Source organism: Streptomyces pyxinicus, from assembly GCF_024753135.1.
In the GTDB taxonomy this organism is placed as follows: domain Bacteria; phylum Actinomycetota; class Actinomycetes; order Streptomycetales; family Streptomycetaceae; genus Streptomyces; species Streptomyces pyxinicus.
Map to the genome: position 1 here is coordinate 256,157 of NZ_JANUGP010000009.1, position 22,594 is coordinate 278,750.

The window sequence follows — 22,594 nt, forward strand, 5'->3', positions numbered from 1 at the left end:
AAGGAAACGCCGGACGACGGGCACGGACGACGAGGCACCCCCTCCCCCCGAGCGAAAGCAGCGGATGTGAGCCAGGTTCTCCACACACCGCCCCCGACCCAGGCGCCGGCCGACGACGACCTCGCGGCCCTGGCGGCCCGGCACGGACTGTCGGTCAGCGGCGCGCGCCCCACCCTGCCGGAGTACGTCGGCCAGCTGTGGGCCCGGCGCCACTTCATCAGCGCCTTCGCCACCGCCAAGCTGACCGCGCAGTACAGCCAGGCGAAGCTCGGCCAGGTCTGGCAGGTCATGAACCCGCTGCTGAACGCGGCGGTGTACTACTTCATCTTCGGCGTGCTGCTCAACACCAAGCACAACGTGCCCGACTACGTGCCCTTCCTGGTCACGGGCGTGTTCATCTGGACGTTCACGCAGAGCTCGATCATGGCCGGCACCCGCGCCATCTCCGGCAACCTCGGCCTGGTGCGCGCCCTGCACTTCCCGCGCGCCGCCCTGCCGATCTCCTTCGCGCTCCAGCAGCTCCAGCAGCTGCTGTTCTCGATGGCCGCGCTGGTCGTGATCCTGCTCGCCTTCGGCGTGCCGGTCGCCGCCTCCTGGCTGCTGGCGGTCCCGGCGCTGGTCCTGCAGTTCACGTTCAACGCCGGCGTCTCGATGATCGTGGCCCGGATGGGCGCCAAGACCCCGGACATCGCCCAGCTGATGCCGTTCCTGCTGCGCACCTGGATGTACGTGTCCGGCGTGATGTGGAGCATCGACAAGATCACCAAGGGCGACGACCTGCCCCACCTGGTCACCCTGCTGCTCCAGCTCAACCCGGCCGCCGTCTACATCGACCTGATGCGCTTCGCGCTGATCGACAGCTTCCACGCCCACCAGCTGCCCCCGCACGTGTGGGCGGCGGCGACCGGCTGGGCGCTGCTCGCGGGCGTCGGCGGCTTCATCTACTTCTGGAAGGCTGAGGAGACGTACGGCCGTGGCTGAGCACAGCGAGAAGGTCCCCACCGTCGTCGCCGACGGCGTCGACATCGTCTACCGCGTCAACGGCACGGGCGCGGGCCGCGGCTCCGCCACCGCCGCCCTCAACCGCATCCTGCGCCGCAAGCAGGCCGAGCAGGCGGCCGGGGTGCGCCGGGTGCACGCGGTGAAGAACGTGTCCTTCACGGCGTACCGGGGCGAGGCCATCGGGCTCATCGGCACCAACGGCTCCGGCAAGTCGACCCTGCTCAAGGCGGTCGCCGGCCTGCTCCCGGTGGAGAACGGCCACATCTACACCGACGGCCAGCCCTCCCTGCTCGGCGTCAACGCGGCCCTGATGAACGACCTGACGGGTGAGCGGAACGTCTACCTCGGCGGCCTCGCCATGGGCATGTCCCGGGAGCAGGTCAAGGAGCGCTACCAGGACATCGTCGACTTCTCCGGGATCAACGAGAAGGGCGACTTCATCACCCTGCCGATGCGCACCTACTCCTCCGGCATGGCGGCCCGGCTGCGGTTCTCCATCGCCGCCGCCAAGGACCACGACGTGCTGCTCATCGACGAGGCCCTGGCCACCGGCGACCGCTCCTTCCAGAAGCGCTCCGAGGCCCGCATCCGCGAGCTGCGGCAGCACGCGGGCACCGTCTTCCTGGTCAGCCACAACAACAAGTCGATCCGCGACACCTGCGAACGGGTGCTGTGGCTGGAGCGCGGCGAGCTGCGCATGGACGGGCCGACCGAGGACGTCATGAAGGAGTACGAGGCCTTCACCGGCGACAAGAACGACAGGACCGACAAGAAGCCGGCCCCGAAGAAGCCCGCCGCGAAGGCGCCCACGACGCAACCGGACGCCCCGAAAGTGCCTCTTCCTTCCTGAGCGCACCCGTTGCACCCGTTGCACCGTTTGAGGGGGCGGCCGTTACGCCAGACAGGCGCGGTTATCCCTTTCATCCGCTTAATGACTGTATGTTGTGAAGGGTGCCCGGAGCCTACGAGCCGAAGGAGTCCCCAGCGATGCCCCAGCTCAGCGTGATCGTCTACGGGCCGAACGCACAGGGGCATCTGACCGAGCTGCTGGACTCCCTGGCCGCCCACCCGCCCGCCGACACCGAGGTGATCGTCGCGGCGGTCGGCGACTGGGCCCGGGAGACGGCCGCGGCGCACGCCCCGGAGGCGGTCGTGGTGCCGCTGCCGGACGGCACCCGCGACGCGGACGCCCGCGCGGCCGGCGCCGCCCGCGCCACCGGCCGCTGGCTGCACTTCGCGCACGCCAAGGACGGGCTGCCGCCCGGCGCGCCCCGTCTGATCGCCGAGCGCACCGCCGAACTGGACGCCGCCGCGCCGGAGTCGCCGGTGGACGTCCTCCTCTTCGACCACGTCGGCACCACCTGGCAGACCGCCGCCGCCCCCTCCCGCGACGGCCGCCACCTCGCCGCCGTCGGCCGCGAGGCCCGCACCCTGGACCAGGCCGCCGACCTGCTGCGCATCGCCCCGCTGCTCGGCAACCGCGCCCTGCGCGCCGACTTCTGGCGCGCCCACGAGCAGCGGCTGAGCGGCGACGACGAGGCGGGCACCGCCCTCGCCGCGCTGCTGCACGCGAGCCGCGTCGCCTGCCTGAACCAGGTCGCCTACGTCCGGCGCGTGCTGCGCCCCGAGAGCCTGCCGCCGCTCGCCCCCGAGGACCGGCTCGCCCTCGTCGACCGCTACGAGGCGCTGTTCCCGCTCACCGAGGGCCGCCGCGCGGTGGGCACGGTGCTGTACGACCTGATGGTGCGCGAACTGGTGCGCGTCTTCGCCCGCGAGAACCTGCCCGACCCGGTGGCCCGCGAGTTCTTCCGCCGCGCTGCCGCCGCCGCGGTCCGCCGGCGCCCCGAGGGACACCAGCGCCCGGCCGGCCTGGAGGGCGTACGGCACGCCCTGCTGGAGGAGGGCGCCTACGGCAGGTACCGCGCGTTCCAGGCCGCCAACCGCGCCCGGCGCGCCGCCCGCAAGGCCGTCCGCGCCCGCAAGCGCACCCTGGGCGCCAAGGTCCGCGACCACCAGTACCGGCGCGCCCTCGGCCATCCGGTCGACCCGGACCTCGCCGTGTTCGCCGCCTACTGGGACCGGGGCGTCGCCTGCAACCCGGCCGCCATCGCCGCCAAGCTCGCCGAACTCGCCCCGGACATCCGCCAGGTGTGGACGGTGTCGAAGGAGAACGCGGCCCTGCTGCCGCCCGGCACCGACCACGTGGTCCCCGGCACCCGCGCCTACTGGGAGACCCTGGCCCGCGCCAAGTACCTGACGAACAACGTCAACTTCCCCAACGCGGTGGTCAAACGGCCCGACGCGATCCACCTCCAGACCCACCACGGCACCCCGCTCAAACGCATGGGCCTGGACCAGATGGACCATCCGGCCGCCGCCAAGGGCCTGGACTTCGCCGCGCTGCTGGCCCGCATCGACAAGTGGGACTACAGCGTCAGCGCCAACAGCCACACCACCCGGATGTGGGAGCGCGCCTACCCGGCCCGCTACGTCTCCCTCGACCACGGCTATCCGCGCAACGACGTCTTCTACACCGCGGGCGCCGCCGAGGTCCGCGCCGCCCGCGACCGCCTCGGCATCGCGCCGGGCCGCACGGCCGTGCTGTACGCGCCCACCCACCGCGACTACGAGGCCGGCTTCACCCCCCGCCTGGACCTCGCCGCGTTCGCCGACCGGCTCGGCGAGGACACCGTGCTGCTGGTGCGCGCCCACTACTTCTACGGTGGCGCCGCCTCCCCGCTGACCGGCCTGCGCCGCTCGGGCCGGATCATCGACGTCTCCTCCTACGACCCCGTCGAGGAACTCTGCCTGGCCGCCGACGCGTTGGTCACGGACTACTCCTCGATCATGTTCGACTACGCCAACCTGGACCGGCCGATCGTCGTCTACGCCGACGACTGGGAGACCTACCGCACCACCCGGGGCGTCTACTTCGACCTGCTGGCCGAGCACCCCGGACAGGTGGCCCGCACCCAGGAGGAGCTGGCCGACGTCTTCACCTCGGGCGCCTGGCGCGACGAGAGCGCGGCCAAGGCGCGGTCCGCGTTCCGGCGCCGGTTCTGCGAGTACGACGACGGCCGCGCCGCCGAGCGCGTCGTACGGCGGGTGTTCCTCGGCGAGCCCGAGGCGGCGCTGCCCCCGGTACTGCCGGTCGAGGACCGCACCCCCGCCCCGAGCCCCGAGGAGGCCACGGCATGACGACCCCCGACGTCACCGTCACGGTCATCGTCTTCAACGACGCGGCCCGCCTCCCGCGCGCGGTCGCCTCGCTGCGCGCGCAGACCCACGGCAACATCGAGATCGTCATCAGCGACGACCACTCCACCGACGACACCCCCGCCGTGGCCCGGCGGCTGGCCGCGCAGGACCACCGCGTCCGCTACCTCCGGCTGCCGGAGAACAGCGGCGGGTGCAGCGCCCCGCGCAACCGGGCCGTCGAGATCGCCCGGGCGCCGTACCTGATGTTCCTCGACAGCGACGACGAACTCCCGCCCCGCGCGGTCGAGTCGCTGCTCGCGGCCCACCGGGAACGCGAGGTCGACTTCACCATGGGCGCGGTACGGCGGGTACGGGTGGACAACGGACGCCGCTCGACCTGGATGCCGCACCTGGTCGCCGAGCGCCGCACCCTGGAGGGCATCGAGGCCGACCCCCGGCTGCTGTTCGAGCACCTGTCCACGAGCAAGATGTACGCGCGCGCCTTCCTGGACCGGCACGGCCTGCGCTTCCCCGAGGGCATCCACTACGAGGACCAGCTCTTCTCGGCGCAGGCCTACTGCCTGGCCGAGGCGTTCACCATCATCCCGGACCCGGTGTACGTCTGGTACATCGAGCCGTTCGCGGCGGCGGACGCGGCGTCCATCTCCAACCAGCGGCACAAGATCTCCAACGTGCGCGACCGGGTGCACGTCCAGCGGCTGATCGACGACTTCCTGGTGAGCAGCGGGCACGCGGGGCTCCGGGAGGACAAGGACTACAAGTTCCTCAAGCACGACTTCCGGATGTACGCGGGCGACCTGCCGTACCGGGACGAGGACTGGCTGCGCGCCTTCGCCGAGACCGTGAACCCGTACCTGGACACGCTGGCCCCCGGCGCCTACGCCCGGCTGCCGCGCCCGGAGCGGGTGGTGCTCCAACTGGTGCGCGAGGGGCGGCTGGACGACGCCCGGCTGGCGGCGCGCGGCCTCGGGCACGGGGTGGCGCCCCGGCAGGTCACCGCCGACGGGACAGGGGTGCCGTACTGGGGCGACAAGGTGCCCGACTCCGAGCCGGGCCGTCGCGAACTGGCCCTTAACGACCTGGAGTTGGACACCCGCCCGTTCCCCAGCGCGCAGTTCCGGCACGAGATCACGGCGCTGACCCCGGGGCCGGGCGCGACGCTCACCCTGGCCGTGCGCACCTACGACCCCGGGCTGCGGCTCCCGGTGGGCCCGCAGCGGGCCGGTCTGCTGCTGGCCCCCGGCGGGCGCCGGATGACGGTGCCCTTCCGGCTCGACCCGGTCCGCCCCGGCGTCTTCGAGGGCACGGTCCGCCTCGACCTGGCCGCCGCCCCGCTCCCCCTCCAGGGCTTCCAGGGCGTACGGCACCCGATGGTCCGCCTCCAGCAGCAGGGCCTGAGCCACTCGGGCCTGCTGCTGGCCCCGCCGGCCTTCCCGGCCCGCACGGCCCGCGTCCCCTACCGCTCCGGCACGGCCCCGCACGAGGTGACGATCGAACCGGAGGGCCGCAACCCCGGCCGCCTCCAGATCCGCTGGCGCCCGGTCGGCGTGACGGCCCGCGTGGTACGGCCCGTGGTCCGCACGGTGGCCCGCCCTCGCGTCCGCAAGGCCGTGAAACTGGTCGGAAGCCTGCTGCGCTGAGCCCGGACGCGCCCGCCGCTCAGCGCACCACCCGGTACAGGACCTGGCCCCGGGACCAGCCGTCACGACCGACTGGCGCCCGGTGGGCGTGTCCGCCCGCGGACAGGGCCCGAGGCACGCACGGTCGCCCGCCCGCGCATCCGCAAGGCGGTGGAACCGGCGGCAAGCCTGCTCACGCCGAACCCGCACGCCCGCCGCTCAGCGCACCACCCGGTACAGCACCTGGCCCCCGGGACCGCCCGTCACCTTCCGCAGCCCGGGTCGTCCGGCCAGGTCCCGGGGGCCGACGACCCAGCGCACGCCGTACTCCCGGACGATCCCCTGCCGCTCGGCCGTGCTCGTGCCCGCCGCGAAGTACCGGATCACCGCCGTCTTTCGGGCCCCGGCAGCGGGCAGGAACACGTCCGGATAGCCGGGCGCCACGGTGTACGGCCCGTACGCCGGGATCTGCCGGGCGGCGCCGGTGCGGGCCAGCACGACGTCGCCGTACCGCACTCCCGCGCGCATGATCCACCGGTAACCGACCCACGGCGTCCGGTACTTCGCCGCGACGGCGCCCGGCAGCGCGTCCCGCCCCGTCACGTAGCCCAGCGTCCCGGCCTGCGTCCACGCGCCCACCAGCAGCGCGGCCCCGAGCGCGCACGCCCACCCGGCCCGCACCGCCCGCCGCCCCGCCGAGACGCACTCCAGCGCGGCGGCCAGCTGGGCCGGGATCAGCGCGGCGGGCAGCGCGCGGCCCCACGAGTAGTGCCCGGTGAGGCCGCCCGCGGCGAACACCAGCGCGCCCAGCGCGAAGAACAGCACCAGGACGTCCCGGTGGTCCCGGCGCCACCGGGGCACCAGCGCGGCCACCCCGAGCAGCACCAGTCCGAAGCGGGCCGCGAGGTGCGTGTAGAGCGGCCGGTGGATGACCTCCAGGTCGGCGCCCGCGGAGAAGAGGGCGAAGAAGTCGTAGTACGGCCACAGCCACAGGACCGCCAGGCCGAGGGCGAGGGCGCCGGCGAGCCGGGGCAGCGGGGCGCGGTCCGGGCGGGCCGCGAGCACCGTCGCCAGGGCGCCCAGCGAGGCCACGACGCCGGTGAACTGGTGGCACAGCAGGATCGCCGCCCACCACGCGCCGAGCCCGAGCCACACCGCCCACCCGGCGCCCCCGCGCACCGCTCGCGTCAGCGAGGCCCAGAAGTGGAAGGCGAGCCCGAGCGCGAACACGCTCGGGTACGACACCGTCAGCGCCAGGGAGTTGAGGCCGAGGAAGCCGCTCCACTCGAACAGCAGCGGGCCCCAGAGGAAGAGCAGGCTCAGGAAGGCGAGGGCGGGCGCGGCGCGGTGCGGGCTCAGGGTGCGGACGTACCGCCACACCCCGGTGGCCAGCAGGCCGAGCCCCGCCAGCGCGGCGACCCGCAGCACCACGAACACCGACCAGCCGGTCAGCCGGGCCAGGCAGCCGAGGACCAGCATCCACGGCGAGTAGTAGGGGCTCGGGGTGTCGGCGTCGACCAGCGGATTGCCGGGGTGGAGCAGATCGTGCCGCAGCCGCTGCACGGTCGCCGCGTGCATGCCGAGGTCGCCCGCCCAGGGCAGCCGGACCACGACGAGGAGCAGCAGCACCAGGACCAGTGCGGCGGCGACGCCCGGGAGCCGGCGGCCGGCCCGCGCGGTGCCCGTCGGCGGCACGGCCCGGCTCACCGGCTCGGTGTCGGACGGCGCGGCGTGCATCACACCGCAGACCCTATCCGAAAGCCACTGATGGGAAGGAAAAGGGGCATTTGCATGCGCCGTTCGGGCCCGGTGTACGTGAAGGGCGCCCCGGCCACAGCGTGACCGGGGCGCCCTTCGTGCCGTACCGCTACGAGTGCGAGCGCAGCAGCGTCCGCATGGTGCGCATCGCCACCGACAGGTTGGCGAGGTCGAACGAGTCCGAGCCGCGGATCTCGTCCAGGGTGGTGCGCGCCCGGCCGAGGATCGCGGTGTTCTTCTCCTCCCAGGCCTGGAAGCGCTGCTCCGGCGTCGAGGTGCCGTTGCCGGCCGCGAAGACGTCGGCGGTGAGCGCCGCGTGCGCCGCGTACAGGTCCTCGCGGATGGAGGCGCGGGCCATGGACTGCCAGCGGTCCGCGCGGGGCAGCTCGATGATGCGGTCCATCAGCTGGGTGATGTCGAGCCGGTCGGCGAGGTCGTAGTAGATCTCGGCGACGTCCAGCGGCTCCTTGCCCATGCGGTCGGCCACCGAGACGATGTCCAGCGCCGGGAAGGCCGAGGAGAACCCGGCGACCCGGGTGGCCAGCTCGTCGGGGACACCGGCGGCGGCCAGCTCGTCGTACACGTGCTGGTACCAGTCCTGGTCCGCGCCGCGCAGCAGCTTCGGCAGCTGCTGCCACACCTGCTCGACCCGCTCGGCGAAGAACTCGACCGTCTCGGCGAGCTGGAGCGGCTGCGGCCGGTTGTTGAGCAGCCAGCGGGTGCCGCGCTCGATGAGCCGGCGCGAGTGCAGCCGGATGCGGGTCTGGACGGCCGCGTCGACCGTGTTGTCCAGGGCCTCCACCGCGTCCCACACCGGTGCCGAGCAGAAGATCGCGCGGGCCGCGGTCTGGGCGCGGACGATCTCCTCCAGGGAGGCGCCGGTCTCCTCGCGCAGCCGGTGCAGATACGTTGTTCCACCGGTGTTGACCGTGTCGTTGACCAGTACGGTCGTGGTGATCTCCCGGCGCAGCGGGTGGCCGTCGATGGCCTCGGCGAACCTCTCGTGCAGGGCCGACGGGAAGTACGCGTGCAGCAGCCCGCGCAGGTACGGGTCGTCCGGCAGCGAGGTGTGCAGCAGCTCCTCGGCGACCGTGATCTTCGTGTACGCCAGCACGACGGCCGTCTCCGGGCTGGTCAGGCCGTGGCCCTGGGCGAGCCGCTCGCGGATCTGGCGGTCGGCCGGCAGGAACTCCAGCGCCCGGTCCAGGTGGCCCTCGCGCACCAGGTGGCGGATGAACCGCTGCTGGGCGTGGAGCATGTCCTTGGCCTGGAAGAGGGCGTTGGCGAGCGCGGTGTTCTGCGCGTAGTTGTTGCGCAGCACCAGCGAGCCGACCTCGTCGGTCATCTCGGCGAGCAGCTTGTTGCGCTGCTTGAGGGTCATGTCGCCCTCGGTGACCAGGCCGTTCAGCAGGATCTTGATGTTCACCTCGTGGTCGGAGGTGTCCACGCCGGCGCTGTTGTCGATCGCGTCGGTGTTGATCTTGCCGCCCTGGTGGGCGAACTCGATCCGGCCGAGCTGGGTCAGGCCCAGGTTGCCGCCCTCGCCGACGACCTTGACGCGCAGGTCGGCGCCGTCGACGCGGATGGCGTCGTTGGCCTTGTCACCGACGTCCGCGTGCGACTCCGCCGAGGACTTCACGTACGTGCCGATGCCGCCGTTCCACAGCAGGTCGACCGGCGAGCCGAGGATCGCCTTCATCAGGTCGGCCGGCGTCATCTTGCCGACCTTGCTCTCGATGCCGAGGGCCTCGCGGATGTGCGCGTTGACCGGGATCGACTTGGCGCTGCGCGGGAAGATCCCGCCGCCGGACGACAGCAGCGAGGTGTCGTAGTCGGCCCAGCTGGAGCGGGGCAGCTCGAACAGGCGGCGGCGCTCGGCGTAGGAGGTGGCCGCGTCCGGGTGCGGGTCGATGAAGATGTGCCGGTGGTCGAAGGCGGCGACCAGGCGGATGTGCTCGGACAGCAGCATGCCGTTGCCGAACACGTCACCCGACATGTCACCGACGCCGACGACCGTGAAGTCCTCGCTCTGGGTGTCCACGCCCAGCTCTCGGAAGTGCCGCTTGACCGACTCCCAGGCGCCGCGGGCGGTGATGCCCATGCCCTTGTGGTCGTAGCCGGCCGAGCCGCCGGAGGCGAAGGCGTCGCCGAGCCAGAAGTTGTACTGCCCGGCGACCCCGTTGGCGATGTCGGAGAAGGTCGCGGTGCCCTTGTCGGCGGCGACGACGAGGTAGGTGTCGTCGCCGTCGTGCCGGACCACGTCGTGCGGCGGCACGACCTCGCCGCCGACCATGTTGTCGGTGATGTCGAGCAGCGCCGAGATGAAGGTCTTGTAGCTGGCGATGCCCTCGGCGAGCCAGGCGTCGCGGTCCTTCGCCGGGTCCGGGAGCTGCTTGGCGACGAAGCCGCCCTTCGCGCCGACCGGCACGATGACGGTGTTCTTCACCATCTGCGCCTTGACCAGGCCCAGGATCTCGGTGCGGAAGTCCTCGCGCCGGTCGGACCAGCGCAGACCGCCGCGCGCGACCTTGCCGAAGCGCAGGTGCACGCCCTCCACCCGCGGCGAGTACACCCAGATCTCGTACGCCGGGCGCGGTGCGGGCAGGTCCGGGATGGCCCGCGGGTCGAACTTCATGGAGACGTAGTCGTGCGGCCCGCCGTCCAGGGTCTCCTGGAAGAAGTTGGTGCGCAGGGTCGCCTTGATGACGGTCAGGAAGGACCGCAGGATGCGGTCCTCGTCCAGGCTCGCCACCTGGTCGAGCGCCGCGTCCAGCTCCTCCAGCAGCGCGTCGGTGATCTCCAGGCCGGCCTGCTGCCGGTCCGGGGACATCCGCGCCTCGAACAGGGAGACGAGCAGCCGCGTGGTGTGGACGTTGTTGCGGAGGGTGTCCTCCATGTAGTCCTGCGAGAAGGTCGAACCGGCCTGCCGCAGGTACTTGGCGTAGGCGCGCAGCACCATCGCCTGCCGCCAGGACAGCCCGGCGCTCAGCACCAGCGCGTTGAAGCCGTCGTTCTCCGCCTTTCCGGTCCAGGTCGCGGCGAACGCCTCCTGGAACCGCTCACGCGCGTCGTCGGCGAGGTGCTCGCCGTTGCCGCCCGCGAGCGAGGTCGGGATCCTCAGACCGAAGTCGTAGATCCAGGCGGTGGTGCGGTCGGCGCAGCGCAGCTCGTAGGGCCGCTCGTCGGTGACCTCGACGCCGAGCCGGCTGAGCACCGGCAGCACCTGCGAGAGGGAGACCGAGCCGCCCTTCTGGTAGATCTTGAAGCGCCGCTCGCCGGGCCCCGCGCCCACCGGCTCGTACAGGCTGAGCGAGAAGGTCTTGTCCTCGCCGAGCTGGTCCAGGTGCACCAGGTCGGCGACCGCGGCGCGCGGGGAGTGGTCGGCCTTGTAGCCCTCGGGGAAGGCGTTGGCGTAGTGGCGCAGCACCTCGGCCGCGTGCTCCTCGCCGCACTCGGCGGTGAGCGCCTCGGCGAAGGCGTCCGCCCAGGACCGGGCCGCCTCCACCAGCCGGGCCTCGATGCGGTCCTTGTCGGCGTCGGACAGCTCGGGCAGTTCGGTGCCCTGCGGGACGCGGACGACGAAGTGCAGCCGGGACAGGATCGACTCGGTGTTCCAGGCGGTGAAGTCGACGCTGATGCCGCCCAGCTCCTCCTTCAGCAGCTCGATGATCCTGAGCCGCACCCCGGTGGTGTAGCGGTCGCGCGGGAGGTAGACGAGGGCCGAGTAGTAGCGGCCGTACTCGTCCTGGCGCAGGTACAGGCGCAGCCGGCGGCGCTCCTGGAGGTAGAGCACGCTTGTGGCGATGGACTGCAGCTCGGCGACCGGCGTCTGGAACAGCTCGTCGCGCGGGTAGGTCTCCAGGATCTGGAGCAGGTCGCGGCCGTCGTGGCTGTTGGGCGAGAACCCGGCGCGCTCCAGCACCTCGGCGACCCTGCGGCGGATCACCGGCACGCGGCGCACCGACTCGGTGTAGGCGGCGGAGGAGAACAGACCGAGGAAGCGCCGCTCGCCGACGACGTTGCCGTCCGCGTCGAACTTCTTGACGCCGATGTAGTCCAGGTACGACGGCCGGTGCACGGTGGCCCGGCTGTTGGCCTTGGTCAGCACCAGCAGCTTGTGCTCGCGGGCCTTGGCGCGGGCGTCGGCCGGGAGCCGTTCGAAGGAGGGGCTGACCGGGTGTTGGTCGTCCTCGGCGTGCTGCGGGTCGGAGCGCAGGATGCCGAGGCCGGTGCCGGGCACGGCGGCGAGGGTGTCGTCCTCGCGCAGCTGGTACTCGCGGAAGCCGAGGAAGGTGAAGTGGTCGGAGGAGAGCCAGCGCAGCAGCTCCCGGGCCTCCTCAACCTCGGGCGCGGCCAGGTCGGCGGGCCGCGGCTCGTCCAGCAGGCCGTCGGCGATCCGGGCCGCCGCCTCCCGCATCTTCTCCCAGTCCTCGACGGCCTCGCGGACGTCGGACAGGACGCGCAGCAGGTCGGCGGTGATCTGCTTCAGGTCGGCGCGGTCGGTCTCGCGGTCGATCTCGACGTGGATCCAGGACTCGACGTGCGCGTCGTGCGGCAGCTCACCGGTGGGCGCGGTCGGCAGCACCTCCAGCAGCTTGCCGGTCAGGTCGCGCCGGACGACGAACTGCGGGTGGATGACGACGTGGATGCCGCGGCCCTGGCGGGTCAGCTCGTTGGTGACGGAGTCGACGAGGAAGGGCATGTCGTCGGTGACGACCTCCACGACCGAGTGGCTGCAGGTCCACCCGTTCTCCTCCACGGTCGGGGTGTGCACCCGGACGTTCGCGGTGCCCTGCGGGCGGGTCTCGGCGAGACGGTAGTGCGAGACCGCGGCACCGAAGACGTCGACCGGGTCGCGGCCGGCCAGGTCCTCCGGGGCCGTGTGCAGGTAGTAGCGCTGGAGGAACGCGAGCACGGTCTCGCTGTCCGGGGTGCCGGGAGTGCCCTCGCTCGTCGTCCCGGTCGGTAGGTGCCCCCCGACCGGGCTGTTCTCAGCTACCCGGGCCGCCCGTTCGAGCAGCTCGGCCTTGGCTTCGTCCAGCTTGGTCTGCATTGTCCTCTGGCTCCTGTCGCGCGCCGTTGCGTGACGTTAGAAGGAAGTACGGGTCTTCCCCTCCGGCGTGACGCCACGGCCCGGGGTGTCCGGTCCGTTCCGACGCTATGCCGCGAGGCGAGATGAGCGGGGGGATATCGGCCATTCTCGACACGTCCGCCGGGTGTGACGCTGCTCTCGGCGCCGCCGTGTCCAGGGGGTTGATCGGCGCCTCGGAGGCACCGATGCCTCCGTCCCGCCCGCGAGGACCAGCGACCGCCGCCCGGTCACGGAGGTACTCCGTGCGGCCCGGGCGCAGGGCGGGGGCAGCAGCGCCCCCGCGAGATATCGCGCTGATCACGCCACCAGGCTATCGCCCTCGACCGGGGGCCCGTCATGAGCCGTATGTGTACAAAACCAGGGGGCGAACTTTGACGTTCTGCACAGCGCCGGAAGGCGGTGGCGTGACGTATTCGGCCAAGCGGCGGAAAAGGGGTGTACGCCGGGACTCCGCGCCCGGGCCGGGGTCGCGGTCTCCGTCCTCCGGCGGCACCCTGAAAGCGACGCCGGCCAAGAGGGAGGCCGGCGGAAGGCGACGCCGACGAAGGCGACGCCGGCGCGGACGCCGGAGAGGAGCCCACACATGCCCGCGAAGATCCTCATCGTCACCGGGGACGCGGCCGAGTCCCTGGAGGTCCTCTACCCCTACCAGCGGCTGCGCGAGGAGGGCTACGAGGTCCACATCGCGGCCCCCACCCGCAAGACCCTCCGCTTCGTGGTGCACGACTTCGAACCCGGTTTCGACACGTACACCGAGAAACCCGGCTACACCTGGCCCGCCGACCTGGCCTTCGCCGAGGTCGACCCCGGTGAGTACGCGGCGATCGTCATCCCGGGCGGCCGGGCCCCGGAGTACCTGCGCAACGATCCCGAACTGCGCAAGATCCTCAAGGCGTTCTTCGACTCCGACAAACCGGTGGCCCAGATCTGCCACGGCCCCCTGCTCACCGCGGCCGTCGACAGCCTGCGCGGCCGCCGCGTCACGGCCTACCCCGCGCTGGAACCCGACATGCAGGCCGCGGGCGCGGGCTTCCAGGACGTCGAGGCGGTGGTGGACGGCACCCTGGTCTCCGCCCGCGCCTGGCCCGACCACCCGGCCTGGATGCGGGAGTTCCTCAAGGTGCTGCGCACCAAGGCGCCCGCGTAGGGCCTCCCTGGACTTCGCTACGCCGCGAGACGCCGGGCCTCGGCCACCGCCTCCTCCAGCGTGTCCACGACCGGTACGCCGGCCACCTCCAGGCTCTCCCTGCTGTGCGACCCCCCGGTGTACAGCACGGCCCGCGCGCCCACGTGCCGCGCGGCCACGGCGTCGTCCGCCGCGTCCCCGATCACGACCGTGCGCTCCGGCGCCGCCACGCCCACCAGCTCCCGCAGGTGCCGCACCATGTGCTCGGCCTTGCTGCCCCCGGACGGTCCCTGCCGTCCCTGCACCCGCACGAAGTGCGCCTCGATGCCCAGGCCGCGCACCAGCGGCACCAGCTCCTCGTGCCCGTACATGCTCAGCAGTGACTGACTGTGCCCGGCGGACCGCCAGCCGGCCAGCAGCTCCGCCGCGCCCGTGGTGAGCCCGCAGACCACCCGCTGCTCCATGTAGTGCCGGTGGAACACGCCGTCCATCAGCTCCCACTCGGCGTCGGTGGGCAGCCGCCCCATCAGCCGCTCGTAGAACTTGGGCACCGGCACGCAGTACAGCGACCGGTACTGCTCCAGCGTGATCGGCGCCAGACCCAGCTCGGCGAAGGCCGCGTTCGTCGCCCCGATGATCGCGTCGTTGTCATGGAACAGCGTCCCGTTCCAGTCCCAGACGATGTGCGCGCTTCCCTGCGTCCCCATGTCCAAGACCGTACCCGCCACCACTGACAACGAGCCCGGACGCCCGGCTCAGCCCCGCGCGACCAGGTTCGGGATCTCCTGCGTGGCGAACCACAGCAGCTCGTGGTCGTCCGCACCGTCGACCGCCGACCGCGCGCCGGCGTCCCCGCCGTCGGCCGCCGCCAGCGCCCGCGCCGCCGCGGCCACGTCAGCCCCGGCGTCGTCGGCGTCGACATGCACCGCCGCCGCCTTCGCGAGCCGCACCGGCTGCCCCACGGTCACCTCGCCCGGCGCGTCCGCGCCCGATCCGCGCACGGCACCGTCGGACACGTCCACGGCGACCACCACCCGGCGCCGCGCCGCCTCCGCATCGGCCGCGAGCAGCCGCAGCGAGGCCAGCGCGGCCTGCCCGAGCGCGGCGTACTCCAGCTCCTCGACGTCCTCCGAGCCGTACCACTCGCGCAGGGCGGGCGTGACGGCGTACGCGACGAAGGACCCGCTCCCCAGCTCCCCCGTCCTGTGCGCCTGGGCGAGACCGGGGAGGGTCAGGGGGACGTAGACGCGCATACCGGCCGCTCTTTCCTGGTCAAAGGGATGGGCTTCAGGATACGTGCGCCCGTCCCCTTTCGAGTCCCCCCGGGCACCCCGGGAGCCGTCCACTCCGCGCCACGCATTCACCCGGCCCACCCGCTCCGGTACGGCCCCGGCGCCCTCTCCATCCCCCTGATAGGTGAACCTGCGCGCCCTGCACCGCCCGCCGCGTCGTCCTTGCCTCCCGCCGCCCCGTCCCCGTACAAGGTCCCCACCAGCTAGTTACCGCCCGGTATCACCGGCCCGCCGAACGGGGACCCCATGAACAAGGTCATGAGCCGCCGCACCGCCCAGCCCCGCCCGCGCCACCGCCCGCCGACCCGGCACGACACCCGCCGCCCGGCCGGCGCCCCGCCGAGGACCCCCGCCCGGCGCCGGGCACCCGCGCAGCCGGCCCCTGAAGCCGCTGTCGCGCCCGTGCCGGCGCCCCGGCCCACCGACGTCTTCGCCGACCGTCTGCTGGCCGTGCTGAGCGGCCAGCGCCCCGTCCACTGGCTGCTGCGGCACACCGCCGGCCGCGCCTACGACGACCTGGCCCGCCTCGCCTCCCTCGGCGCCCTGCGCACCCGCGGCGCCCGCCCGGTCGTCCGCGACATCGGCTACTACGTCGCCGACGAGGGCGCCCTGGAGGTCTTCGCCCGCATCGCCGCCGGCAGTCAACTCCGCGCCCTCGCCTTCCGCCTGGAACGCGGCCGGGACCTCCGCTGGCGCTGCACGGCGGTGGAAACGGGCCAGTAGCGACCCCATTCGACTGCGGGCAAGCGGCCCACCCCCGCCCGGCCACAGCACAGGGCGACACGGAAGCACCCCAAGCAGGAAGGGCCGGCTCCCAAAGGAACCGGCCCCACTCCACGGCTGAAGCGCCTTAGGCAGCCCTACTTCTTCCGGCGCCGCCCGCCCTTGGCCTGCTTGCGCCGCTCCGCCCGCGTCAGCCCGTCGGACTCGGACCGCACCGGCTCCTCGTCCTCCAGGTCCCGCTCCACGATGCCACCCTCGCCGTCCACGGTCGGAGCCGAGAAGTGCAGGTCACGCCGCTGCGGCACATCCAGACCCTTGGCCCGGATCTCCGGACGCGCGCCCGCCTGCGCCGGCACCGCGTCCTGGACACCCTCCGCCACCGGCTCGGCGGCCTCGACGGGGACCTCCTCGACCTGCTGCTCGACCTGGACCTCCAGGTTGAACAGGTAGCCGACGGACTCCTCCTTGATGCCCTCCATCATGGCGGTGAACATGTCGAAGCCCTCGCGCTGGTACTCGACCAGCGGGTCCTTCTGCGCCATCGCGCGCAGGCCGATGCCCTCCTGGAGGTAGTCCATCTCGTAGAGGTGCTCGCGCCACTTGCGGTCCAGGACCGACAGCACGACCCGGCGCTCCAGCTCCCGCATGATCTCGGAGCCGAGCTGCTCCTCACGGGCCTGGTACTGCGCGTAGATGTCGTCCTTGATGGACTCGGAGATGAACTCGGCGGTCAGACCGGCGCGGTCGCCGGCGGCCTCCTCCAGCTCCTCGATGGTGACCTTCACCGGGTACAGCTGGCGGAAGGCGCCCCACAGCCGGTCCAGGTCCCAGTCCTCGGGGAAGCCCTCGGCGGTCTCCGCACCGACGTAGGCGTCGATCGTGTCGTCCATGAAGTGCTGGATCTGCTCGTGCAGGTCCTCGCCCTCCAGGACGCGGCGGCGCTCGCCGTAGATGACCTCGCGCTGGCGGTTGAGGACCTCGTCGTACTTCAGGACGTTCTTACGGGTCTCGAAGTTCTGCGTCTCGACCTGCGACTGCGCCGACGCGATCGCGCGCGTGACCATCTTGTTCTCGATCGGCACGTCGTCCGGCACGTTGGCCATCGACATCACGCGCTCGACCATCTGGGCCTTGAACAGCCGCATCAGGTCGTCACCGAGCGAGAGGTAGAACCGGGACTCGCCGGGGTCGCCCTGCCGGCCGGAACGGCCGCGGAGCTGGTTGTCGATGCGCCGCGACTCGTGCCGCTCGGTGCCCAGCACATACAGCCCGCCGAGCGACTCGACCTCGTCCTTCTCCGCCTTGACGGCCTGCTCGGCCTTCTCCAGGGCGGTGGGCAGCGCGCCGGCCCACTCCTCGATGTGCTCCTCGGGGTCGAGGCCGCGCTGGCGCAGCTCCGCCTCCGCGAGGTCCTCGGGGTTGCCGCCGAGCTTGATGTCGGTACCACGGCCGGCCATGTTGGTGGCCACGGTGACCGCGCCCCGGCGGCCGGCCTGCGCGACGATCGACGCCTCGCGCTCGTGCTGCTTGGCGTTCAGCACCTCGTGCTGGATGCCGCGCTTGCTGAGCTGCTGGGAGAGGTACTCCGACTTCTCGACGGACGTCGTGCCGACGAGGATCGGCTGGCCCTTCTCGTGCTTCTCGGCGATGTCGTCGACGACCGCCTCGAACTTGGCCACCTCGGTGCGGTAGATCAGGTCCGACTGGTCCTTGCGGACCATGGGCTTGTTGGTCGGGATCGGGACCACGCCGAGCTTGTAGATCTGGTGGAACTCGGCGGCCTCGGTCATCGCCGTACCGGTCATGCCGGAGAGCTTCTCGTAGAGGCGGAAGAAGTTCTGGAGGGTGATCGTGGCGAGCGTCTGGTTCTCGTCCTTGATGTCCACCCCTTCCTTCGCCTCGATCGCCTGGTGCATGCCCTCGTTGTACCGGCGGCCGGCGAGGATACGGCCGGTGTGCTCGTCGACGATCATGACCTCGCCGTCGATGACGACGTAGTCCTTGTCCTTCTTGAACAGTTCCTTCGCCTTGATGGCGTTGTTCAGATAGCCCACGAGCGGGGTGTTCACCGACTCGTAGAGGTTGTCGATGCCCAGCCAGTCCTCGACCTTGGCGACACCGGACTCGTGGATGGCCACGGTGCGCTTCTTCTCGTCGACGTCGTAGTCACCCGTCTCCTCGACGCCCTTGAGGGGGTTGCCGGCCTCGCCGCGCTTGAGGCGGGTGACCAGCTTGGCGAAGTCGCCGTACCACTTGGTGGCCTGGTCGGCCGGGCCGGAGATGATCAGCGGCGTCCGCGCCTCGTCGATGAGGATGGAGTCGACCTCGTCCACGATGGCGAAGTTGTGGCCGCGCTGGACGAGTTCGTCCTGGGACCACGCCATGTTGTCGCGCAGGTAGTCGAAGCCGAACTCATTGTTCGTGCCGTAGGTGATGTCGCACGCGTACTGCTCGCGGCGCTGGGCCGGCGTCATGTTGGCGAGGATGCAGCCGACCTCAAGGCCCAGGAACTTGTGGACCCGGCCCATCATCTCGGAGTCGCGCTCGGCCAGGTAGTCGTTGACCGTGATGAGGTGGACGCCGTCACCGGACAGGGCGTTCAGGTACGCGGGCAGAGTGCCGACGAGGGTCTTGCCCTCACCGGTCTTCATCTCCGCCACGTAACCGAGGTGCAGGGCGGCGCCGCCCATCAGCTGGACGTCGTAGTGCCGCTGGCCGAGGACGCGCTTGGCGGCCTCGCGGACGGTGGCGAACGCCTCGGGGAGCAGGTCGTCCAGGCTCTCGCCGTCGGCGTACCGCTGCTTGTACTCATCGGTGAGGGCGCGCAGCTCGGCGTCGGAGAGGTCGACGAAGTCCTCTTCGATGGAGTTGACCTGGTCCGCGATGCGGTGCAGCTTGCGCAGGATTTTGCCTTCGCCTGCACGCATGATCTTCGAGAGGACGGACACGGGGGCTGGTCTCCTTGCCGGTCGGGCCTGGGACGGTCGGTTTTCCTTCTGACGTACTGAGCAACCGCCATCGTATGCGAGGACCCGGCCGCGTCGGGAGGCCTGGCGGCCCGACGGCTGCTTCACCCGGGACAACGGACGGGAGACGCGGTTGGTGCCGCACCGGCCCGGTGAATTGCACGAAACGTGATCGCGTCCTCACGCTGGGCCCGGTCCCGCCGCGCGTATCGCGGAAACCGATGGTCCGCGCGCCCGTTCCCGAGCACAATCGGCCGATGGAACCCGTCACGCTCACCACCGACCGACTCGTGCTGCGCGCCGTGGGCCCGGCCGACACCGAGGCGGTGTACGCGGCCGCCCAGGACCCCGACATCCAGCGCTGGACGGTGGTCCCCTCGCCCTACCTGCCCGAGCACGCGAGCGGCTTCACCGGGGAGCTGGCCCCCGGCGGCTGGGCCCAGGGCTCGGTGTTCACGTTCGGCGCGTTCCTGACCGGCGGGGAGCTGGCCGGCATGCTCGCCCTGACGATGCAGTCGCTGGGCACGGCCGAGGTCGGCTTCTGGGCGGCGAAGGAGCACCGCGGGCGCGGCTACGTCACCGAGGCCACCCTGACCGCCTGCCGCTGGATCTTCACGGAGCTGGGCGTCGACCGGGTCGAGTGGCGCGCGGAGGTCGGCAACCACGCCTCCCGCGCGGTGGCCGAGCGCGCGGGCTTCACCGTCGAGGGCACCCTGCGCTCCGGCCTCAACAACAAGGGCGTACGGCGGGACTGCTGGGTCGGCTCGCTGCTCCCGTCCGACCTGGGCCTGCCCTCCACCGCGCCGTACCTGCCCGCGCGCGTCTGACGCCGTCGCGGCGCAGCCGCAGGTCGGCGCGGGGTGCCGGGGGCACTGTCAGTGGCACCCTCTATCGTCCGACGCATGACGATCCTGCCGCGCCCGACGACCACCCTCTCCGCGGACGACGCCCGCCGGATCGCCCTGCGGGCCCAGGGTTTCCTCGGCGCCCCCGACCGGCGGGCCGGGGTGCGCGGAGTGCTGCGCCGGCTCGGCGCCGTCCAGCTCGACACCATCTCGGTGCTCGCCCGCTCCCACGAACTGGTGCCGTACGCGCGCCTGGGCGCGGTGGGCCGCAAGACGGTCGAGAGCGCCTACTGGACCGACACCCACGCCTTCGAGTACTGGTCGCACGCCGCGTGCGTCCTGCCCATCGAGGAGTGGCCGCACTTCGCCTTCCGCCGCCGCGCCTACCGCGACCGCCCGCACTGGCACCACGACCTGCCCGACGGTGTCTACGAGCAGGTGGTCAAGCAGCTGCGCACCGAGGGCCCGCTGACCGCCACCGAGCTGGGCGGCGCGAAGAAGACGAGCGACTGGTGGGACTGGTCGGGCACCAAGGTCGCCGTGGAGCGGGCGCTGATGTACGGCGAGGTGGTGTGCGTCGAGCGGCGCGGCTGGAAGCGGGTGTACGACCTGGCCGAGCGCGCCGTCCCCGCGGATCTGCTGCACGACGGGCTGGACGACACGGAGTGCCTGCGCCGGCTGGTCCGGCTGGCCGGCGAGGCCCTCGGCGTCGGCACGCGCGCGGACATCGCGGACTACCACCGCCTCAAGGCCGAGCAGGTGGACGCGGTGATCGCCGACTCGGGTCTGGTGCCGGTCGAGGTGGCGGGCTGGGGCCGGCCCGCCTGGGCCGATCCGGCGGCGCTGGCCTCGGCCCCGCGCGGCCGGCATCGCACCACGCTGCTGTCGCCGTTCGACTCGCTGGTCTGGGAGCGGGCGCGCACCGAGCGGATCTTCGGCTTCACCCACCGTCTGGAGGCCTACGTCCCCAAGCCCAAGAGGATCCACGGCTACTTCGCCATGCCGGTGCTCGCCGGCGGCCGGCTGGTCGGGCGGGTCGACCCCGCGCGCGAGGGCCGGACGCTGGTGGCCAGGCAGCTCACCCTGGACGGCCCGAAGGCGGTCCCGGCGGTCGCCCAGGCCCTGGTCGAGGCGGCGGGCTGGGTGAACTGCACGGACGTGCGCGTGGAGCGGGTGGACGAGCCCGGGCTGCGCGAGGCCCTGACCCGGGAGCTGGCCGCGCTGACGGCCTGAGGCGGGCACTGACCCTGAGAGGACTAGCGGATCTCCAGGATCTTCTCCCGCATCGCGTAGACCACGGCCTCCATCCGGGAGTGCAGCTGGAGCTTCTCCAGGATGTTGCGCACGTGGTTCTTCACGGTGTTCTCGGAGATGAACAACTCCTTGGCGATGTCCCGGTTGTTCATGCCCGTGGCCACGAGCTTGAGGACTTCGAGTTCCCGGTCGGTCAGCCGGGGCGCGGGCACCAGCCGACGTTCGTCGGTGCGCTGGATCATCGACTTGAACTCGGTGAGGAGTTTCGACGCCATCGAGGGGCTGATCTGCGACTGACCGTCGGCCACCGCGCGAATGGCGGTGGCGACCTCGTCCGTGGAGATCTCCTTGAGGAGGTACCCGGTCGCCCCCGCCTTGATCGCGTCGTAGAGGTCCGCCTCCTCGTCGCTGATCGTCAGCATGATGATCTTCGCGCTGGGGGCGACCTCCTTGATGGAGGTGCAGGCCTCGATGCCGCCGCGCCGGGGCATGCGGACGTCCATCAGCACGATGTCGGGCAGCAGATCGGCGGCCTTGTCGACGGCCTCGGCGCCGTCACCGGCCTCGCCGACCACCTCGATGTCCTCCTCGGCGTGCAGCACGATCTCCAGGCCGCGCCGGAAGAGGGCGTGATCGTCCACGACCAGGACCCTGATCGGCTCCTCGCGTACGGGGCCGGCGTCCGGGCCCATGCCCGTGACGTCGTCGTCGGCATCCCCGTCCCGCATCGGTCCGAAGGTGTCCGCCATCGTTCCTCCCCCTGAAGGCCCTGGCCTGTGGTCCTGTGCCATCGCCAACGCAAGGCAGCGGCCCACCGGTTGGGCCGGTGCGGTCATGATTCCATGCCCGGGCGCCACAGCGGTGACATGCGGGGCGTGAAGTAGGCGCACACCGGTGCCCCTGGGGGCGTACACGCGCTCCAGGGGCACCGCCTCGGATGCGAGCGGGTGGATCAGCCGCCCAGCGTGCCACCGGCCGCCGGGGTTTGCGCCGCCTCGGCGACCATCGGGTCGGTGCTGAGGTGGATCACGCCGTAGTCGTAGGCGTGGCGCCGGTAGACGACGCTGGGTTCCTTCGTCTCCGAATCGACGAACAAGTAGAAGTCATGGCCGACGAGTTCCATCTCGTACAGGGCTTGGTCGAGGCTCATCGGAGACGCGACGTGGGTCTTCTCGCGGACGACGAGGGGGCCGTCGCCCTTGACCTCCAGCGAGCCGATCTTCTTCGTCGGGACGCCGTCCGTCGTCTCGTCCCGCACGGGAAGGCCGTTGCTGTCGAGCGTCGCCGCGTCGGGGACGTGGTCGGCCACCTCGGCGGCCGAGATCCGGCGGGCGCCGCGACGCGAGAAGCGCTTGTCGTGCTCCTTGCGCAGCCGGGCGTCCAGCTTTTCCGCCGCCAGGTCGAGCGCCGCGTACGGGTCGCTGGCCGCTGCCTCCGCCCGGATCACCGGACCGCGGGAGCGGAGCGTGATCTCCACTCGGTCACAGCGGTCGGCCTGTCGGGGGTTGGGCTCCTTGGACACCTCGACGTCGAGGCTGATCACCTTGCCGTCGAGCTTCTGGATCTTCTCCAGCTTCAGCTTCTCGGCCACGTGCTTGCGGAACCGCTCGGGCACCTCGGTCTTGCGGCCCTTGACGACGATGTCCACGCAGAACTCCGTTCCCGGATCGCTCCGCACCTCGGCGGAGCATCTCCCTT

Annotated in this window: 15 protein-coding genes; 8 read left to right on the forward strand and 7 right to left on the reverse strand. The window is 71.9% G+C overall.

The features are described from left to right. The first annotated feature begins 66 nt into the window (after window positions 1-66). The 4 genes from NX794_RS15345 (at window position 67) to NX794_RS15360 (ending at window position 5,861) form a co-directional block, all read left to right on the forward strand. Window positions 67-981: an ABC transporter permease gene (locus NX794_RS15345; protein WP_258779078.1), complete on the forward strand. Its 915-nt coding sequence runs from the start codon at window positions 67-69 to the stop codon at window positions 979-981. Next, complete coding sequence (locus NX794_RS15350) at window positions 974-1,852, forward strand: ABC transporter ATP-binding protein (RefSeq protein ID WP_258779079.1); 879 nt, start codon at window positions 974-976, stop codon at window positions 1,850-1,852. Before NX794_RS15345 ends, NX794_RS15350 begins: the two co-directional genes overlap by 8 nt. A 137-nt stretch (window positions 1,853-1,989) precedes the next feature. Beyond that, window positions 1,990-4,200 (forward strand): CDP-glycerol glycerophosphotransferase family protein, encoded by a 2,211-nt coding sequence (locus NX794_RS15355; protein ID WP_258779080.1) that lies wholly within the window; start codon window positions 1,990-1,992, stop codon window positions 4,198-4,200. Further along, window positions 4,197-5,861: a glycosyltransferase family 2 protein gene (locus tag NX794_RS15360; RefSeq protein ID WP_258779081.1), complete on the forward strand. Its 1,665-nt coding sequence runs from the start codon at window positions 4,197-4,199 to the stop codon at window positions 5,859-5,861. The genes NX794_RS15355 and NX794_RS15360 overlap by 4 nt, the downstream gene beginning before the upstream one ends. Before the next feature lie 198 nt (window positions 5,862-6,059). Here NX794_RS15360 and NX794_RS15365 read toward each other — a convergent pair whose 3' ends face one another. Then, window positions 6,060-7,577, reverse strand: coding sequence for a hypothetical protein (locus NX794_RS15365; protein WP_258779115.1), 1,518 nt, complete (start codon window positions 7,575-7,577; stop codon window positions 6,060-6,062). A gap of 130 nt (window positions 7,578-7,707) precedes the next feature. Continuing rightward, complete coding sequence (locus NX794_RS15370) at window positions 7,708-12,651, reverse strand: NAD-glutamate dehydrogenase (RefSeq protein ID WP_258779082.1); 4,944 nt, start codon at window positions 12,649-12,651, stop codon at window positions 7,708-7,710. Window positions 12,652-13,273: 622 nt separating this feature from the next. Between NX794_RS15370 and NX794_RS15375 the strand changes: the two genes are divergently transcribed. Continuing rightward, window positions 13,274-13,837: a DJ-1/PfpI family protein gene (locus NX794_RS15375; protein WP_258779083.1), complete on the forward strand. Its 564-nt coding sequence runs from the start codon at window positions 13,274-13,276 to the stop codon at window positions 13,835-13,837. Window positions 13,838-13,854: 17 nt separating this feature from the next. Here NX794_RS15375 and NX794_RS15380 read toward each other — a convergent pair whose 3' ends face one another. Together NX794_RS15380 and NX794_RS15385 are read right to left on the reverse strand one after the other, a co-directional pair. Beyond that, window positions 13,855-14,523 carry an HAD family hydrolase gene (locus tag NX794_RS15380; RefSeq protein ID WP_258779084.1) on the reverse strand — a complete coding sequence of 223 codons (669 nt, stop codon included), beginning with the start codon at window positions 14,521-14,523 and terminating at the stop codon, window positions 13,855-13,857. A gap of 48 nt (window positions 14,524-14,571) precedes the next feature. Beyond that, entirely contained in the window at window positions 14,572-15,069 is a 498-nt protein-coding gene (locus NX794_RS15385; RefSeq protein ID WP_258779085.1) for a DUF6912 family protein, read from the reverse strand. A gap of 285 nt (window positions 15,070-15,354) precedes the next feature. On the opposite strand from NX794_RS15385, the gene NX794_RS15390 reads away from it, so the two are divergent. Then, a complete protein-coding gene (locus NX794_RS15390) occupies window positions 15,355-15,831 on the forward strand; it encodes an Rv3235 family protein (protein ID WP_258779086.1) in 477 nt (158 codons plus the stop codon). Between the two features lie 137 nt (window positions 15,832-15,968). Here the strand turns inward: NX794_RS15390 and secA are convergent, their stop codons facing one another. After that, the gene (secA, locus tag NX794_RS15395) at window positions 15,969-18,779 is read right to left on the reverse strand and encodes a preprotein translocase subunit SecA (RefSeq protein WP_258779087.1); all 2,811 of its coding nucleotides are present in this window, start codon (window positions 18,777-18,779) and stop codon (window positions 15,969-15,971) included. A gap of 275 nt (window positions 18,780-19,054) precedes the next feature. Between secA and NX794_RS15400 the strand changes: the two genes are divergently transcribed. Both NX794_RS15400 and NX794_RS15405 read left to right on the forward strand, forming a co-directional pair. Next, entirely contained in the window at window positions 19,055-19,624 is a 570-nt protein-coding gene (locus NX794_RS15400; protein WP_258779088.1) for a GNAT family N-acetyltransferase, read from the forward strand. Between the two features lie 75 nt (window positions 19,625-19,699). After that, complete coding sequence (locus tag NX794_RS15405) at window positions 19,700-20,875, forward strand: winged helix-turn-helix domain-containing protein (protein WP_258779089.1); 1,176 nt, start codon at window positions 19,700-19,702, stop codon at window positions 20,873-20,875. Between the two features lie 23 nt (window positions 20,876-20,898). Here NX794_RS15405 and NX794_RS15410 read toward each other — a convergent pair whose 3' ends face one another. Together NX794_RS15410 and hpf are read right to left on the reverse strand one after the other, a co-directional pair. Beyond that, window positions 20,899-21,645: a response regulator gene (locus tag NX794_RS15410; RefSeq protein WP_258779090.1), complete on the reverse strand. Its 747-nt coding sequence runs from the start codon at window positions 21,643-21,645 to the stop codon at window positions 20,899-20,901. Between the two features lie 203 nt (window positions 21,646-21,848). Next, on the reverse strand, window positions 21,849-22,544 hold the full coding sequence (gene hpf, locus NX794_RS15415) for a ribosome hibernation-promoting factor, HPF/YfiA family (protein ID WP_258779091.1): 696 nt from the start codon (window positions 22,542-22,544) through the stop codon (window positions 21,849-21,851). Window positions 22,545-22,594 lie beyond the last annotated feature (50 nt).

Excerpts from the sequence above, each read along its gene's own strand:
- NX794_RS15355 (WP_258779080.1), top strand. The coding sequence starts at position 1,990 with ATGCCCCAGCTCAGCGTGATCGTCTACGGGCCGAACGCACAGGGGCAT.
- NX794_RS15360 (WP_258779081.1), top strand. The coding sequence starts at position 4,197 with ATGACGACCCCCGACGTCACCGTCACGGTCATCGTCTTCAACGACGCG.
- NX794_RS15365 (WP_258779115.1), bottom strand. The coding sequence starts at position 7,577 with ATGCACGCCGCGCCGTCCGACACCGAGCCGGTGAGCCGGGCCGTGCCG.
- NX794_RS15370 (WP_258779082.1), bottom strand. The coding sequence starts at position 12,651 with ATGCAGACCAAGCTGGACGAAGCCAAGGCCGAGCTGCTCGAACGGGCG.
- NX794_RS15375 (WP_258779083.1), top strand. The coding sequence starts at position 13,274 with ATGCCCGCGAAGATCCTCATCGTCACCGGGGACGCGGCCGAGTCCCTG.
- NX794_RS15380 (WP_258779084.1), bottom strand. The coding sequence starts at position 14,523 with ATGGGGACGCAGGGAAGCGCGCACATCGTCTGGGACTGGAACGGGACG.
- NX794_RS15385 (WP_258779085.1), bottom strand. The coding sequence starts at position 15,069 with ATGCGCGTCTACGTCCCCCTGACCCTCCCCGGTCTCGCCCAGGCGCAC.
- NX794_RS15390 (WP_258779086.1), top strand. The coding sequence starts at position 15,355 with ATGAACAAGGTCATGAGCCGCCGCACCGCCCAGCCCCGCCCGCGCCAC.
- NX794_RS15400 (WP_258779088.1), top strand. The coding sequence starts at position 19,055 with ATGGAACCCGTCACGCTCACCACCGACCGACTCGTGCTGCGCGCCGTG.
- NX794_RS15405 (WP_258779089.1), top strand. The coding sequence starts at position 19,700 with ATGACGATCCTGCCGCGCCCGACGACCACCCTCTCCGCGGACGACGCC.
- NX794_RS15410 (WP_258779090.1), bottom strand. The coding sequence starts at position 21,645 with ATGGCGGACACCTTCGGACCGATGCGGGACGGGGATGCCGACGACGAC.